The sequence below is a fragment of the endosymbiont GvMRE of Glomus versiforme genome (assembly GCF_003546845.1).
In genome coordinates, this window is record NZ_NWVA01000004.1 from 153,468 (window position 1) to 156,838 (window position 3,371).

The window sequence follows — 3,371 nt, forward strand, 5'->3', positions numbered from 1 at the left end:
ATTCCGGATTGGCAAAGAAAGCATTTCAAACGTCATCGTTTCGGGTATTAATAGCATTTTCTAAAACAGTTTTGAGGGCGTCTTGTTGTAAGCCAACTGGTAATTCAGCATCAGCCAAAGCCCCAATTCTTTGGGTAATGCTTCCGTCAACTGTGTTTACTTGTTGTAATTGTGCTAGTGTTGTGGCTGGATTAGCAATAAGAGCTAACAGAGCATTAGCGTTGTCAATTTCGGTTTTGTTGTGTGTTAACAGATTAATGTTATCTTGGTCTGCTTGACCGTGAGAAGCATAAGTAAAGGTGTGAGTAGCAACATTTAAAGCGGTAATTCGTCCGTTCGCTGTGGCAGCGTCTCCGTTATTATTTCTTAAATCTCGTCACCCTTTACGATGAGCGTTATCAGCTTCGCTGTCGTGAAGTCCTACCCCTCGGGCTGGATTTAAACCGCTTGCTTTTCATCCACCTTGGATATCGTTACCCTCAATAACATTTTCGTCGTTTCCTTCCGGATTGGCAAAGAAAGCATTTCAAATGTCATCGCTTCGGGTATTAAGAATAGTTGTGGCATCAGCATTGCCTTCTTTAACTCTAACTGTTCCACCTCAAATTAATCCTCTTACTCATTTTACTTGCTCCGGAGTTCAGTAGTTATCAGCAGCTTTACGGGCTTTTTCAGCAGGAATACCAGTGGCTTTTCACTTATTAATTAAGTCATTAGTTGCTGCGTTGTTAATGGCAGGTGGGGCAGCTCCAGGGACATTGCTGTGGTTAGTTTGGTTACGAAAAGCTGGGTGGTAAGTAGCAAAACCGCTTCGGGTATTAATAGCATTTTCTAAAACAGTTTTGAGGGCGTCTTGTTGTAAGCCAACTGGTAATTCAGCATCAGCCAAAGCCCCAATTCTTTGGGTAATGCTTCCGTCAACTGTGTTTACTTGTTGTAATTGTGCTAGTGTTGTGGCTGGATTAGCAATAAGAGCTAACAGAGCATTAGCGTTGTCAATTTCGGTTTTGTTGTGTGTTAACAGATTAATGTTATCTTGGTCTGCTTGACCGTGAGAAGCATAAGTAAAGGTGTGAGTAGCAACATTTAAAGCGGTAATTCGTCCGTTCGCTGTGGCAGCGTCTCCGTTATTATTTCTTAAATCTCGTCACCCTTTACGATGAGCGTTATCAGCTTCGCTGTCGTGAAGTCCTACCCCTCGGGCTGGATTTAAACCGCTTGCTTTTCATCCACCTTGGATATCGTTACCCTCAATAACATTTTCGTCGTTTCCTTCCGGATTGGCAAAGAAAGCATTTCAAACGTCATCGTTTCGGGTATTAATAGCATTTTCTAAAACAGTTTTGAGGGCGTCTTGTTGTAAGCCAACTGGTAATTCAGCATCAGCCAAAGCCCCAATTCTTTGGGTAATGCTTCCGTCAACTGTGTTTACTTGTTGTAATTGTGCTAGTGTTGTGGCTGGATTAGCAATAAGAGCTAACAGAGCATTAGCGTTGTCAATTTCGGTTTTGTTGTGTGTTAACAGATTAATGTTATCTTGGTCTGCTTGACCGTGAGAAGCATAAGTAAAGGTGTGAGTAGCAACATTTAAAGCGGTAATTCGTCCGTTCGCTGTGGCAGCGTCTCCGTTATTATTTCTTAAATCTCGTCACCCTTTACGATGAGCGTTATCAGCTTCGCTGTCGTGAAGTCCTACCCCTCGGGCTGGATTTAAACCGCTTGCTTTTCATCCACCTTGGATATCGTTACCCTCAATAACATTTTCGTCGTTTCCTTCCGGATTGGCAAAGAAAGCATTTCAAATGTCATCGCTTCGGGTATTAAGAATAGTTGTGGCATCAGCATTGCCTTCTTTAACTCTAACTGTTCCACCTCAAATTAATCCTCTTACTCATTTTACTTGCTCCGGAGTTCAGTAGTTATCAGCAGCTTTACGGGCTTTTTCAGCAGGAATACCAGTGGCTTTTCACTTATTAATTAAGTCATTAGTTGCTGCGTTGTTAATGGCAGGTGGGGCAGCTCCAGGGACATTGCTGTGGTTAGTTTGGTTACGAAAAGCTGGGTGGTAAGTAGCAAAACCGCTTCGGGTATTAATAGCATTTTCTAAAACAGTTTTGAGGGCGTCTTGTTGTAAGCCAACTGGTAATTCAGCATCAGCCAAAGCCCCAATTCTTTGGGTAATGCTTCCGTCAACTGTGTTTACTTGTTGTAATTGTGCTAGTGTTGTGGCTGGATTAGCAATAAGAGCTAACAGAGCATTAGCGTTGTCAATTTCGGTTTTGTTGTGTGTTAACAGATTAATGTTATCTTGGTCTGCTTGACCGTGAGAAGCATAAGTAAAGGTGTGAGTAGCAACATTTAAAGCGGTAATTCGTCCGTTCGCTGTGGCAGCGTCTCCGTTATTATTTCTTAAATCTCGTCACCCTTTACGATGAGCGTTATCAGCTTCGCTGTCGTGAAGTCCTACCCCTCGGGCTGGATTTAAACCGCTTGCTTTTCATCCACCTTGGATATCGTTACCCTCAATAACATTTTCGTCGTTTCCTTCCGGATTGGCAAAGAAAGCATTTCAAACGTCATCGTTTCGGGTATTAATAGCATTTTCTAAAACAGTTTTGAGGGCGTCTTGTTGTAAGCCAACTGGTAATTCAGCATCAGCCAAAGCCCCAATTCTTTGGGTAATGCTTCCGTCAACTGTGTTTACTTGTTGTAATTGTGCTAGTGTTGTGGCTGGATTAGCAATAAGAGCTAACAGAGCATTAGCGTTGTCAATTTCGGTTTTGTTGTGTGTTAACAGATTAATGTTATCTTGGTCTGCTTGACCGTGAGAAGCATAAGTAAAGGTGTGAGTAGCAACATTTAAAGCGGTAATTCGTCCGTTCGCTGTGGCAGCGTCTCCGTTATTATTTCTTAAATCTCGTCACCCTTTACGATGAGCGTTATCAGCTTCGCTGTCGTGAAGTCCTACCCCTCGGGCTGGATTTAAACCGCTTGCTTTTCATCCACCTTGGATATCGTTACCCTCAATAACATTTTCGTCGTTTCCTTCCGGATTGGCAAAGAAAGCATTTCAAATGTCATCGCTTCGGGTATTAAGAATAGTTGTGGCATCAGCATTGCCTTCTTTAACTCTAACTGTTCCACCTCAAATTAATCCTCTTACTCATTTTACTTGCTCCGGAGTTCAGTAGTTATCAGCAGCTTTACGGGCTTTTTCAGCAGGAATACCAGTGGCTTTTCACTTATTAATTAAGTCATTAGTTGCTGCGTTGTTAATGGCAGGTGGGGCAGCTCCAGGGACATTGCTGTGGTTAGTTTGGTTACGAAAAGCTGGGTGGTAATTAGAACTAATTACTTCTTCTTTTATTCAT

General features: G+C 42.4%; 1 protein-coding gene. It reads right to left on the reverse strand.

Annotated features, from left to right (window positions below; all coding sequences use genetic code 4):
- Positions 1 to 3,371: hypothetical protein (locus tag GvMRE_RS13795; protein ID WP_172575341.1), on the reverse strand; the 3,371-nt coding region annotated here is incomplete at both ends.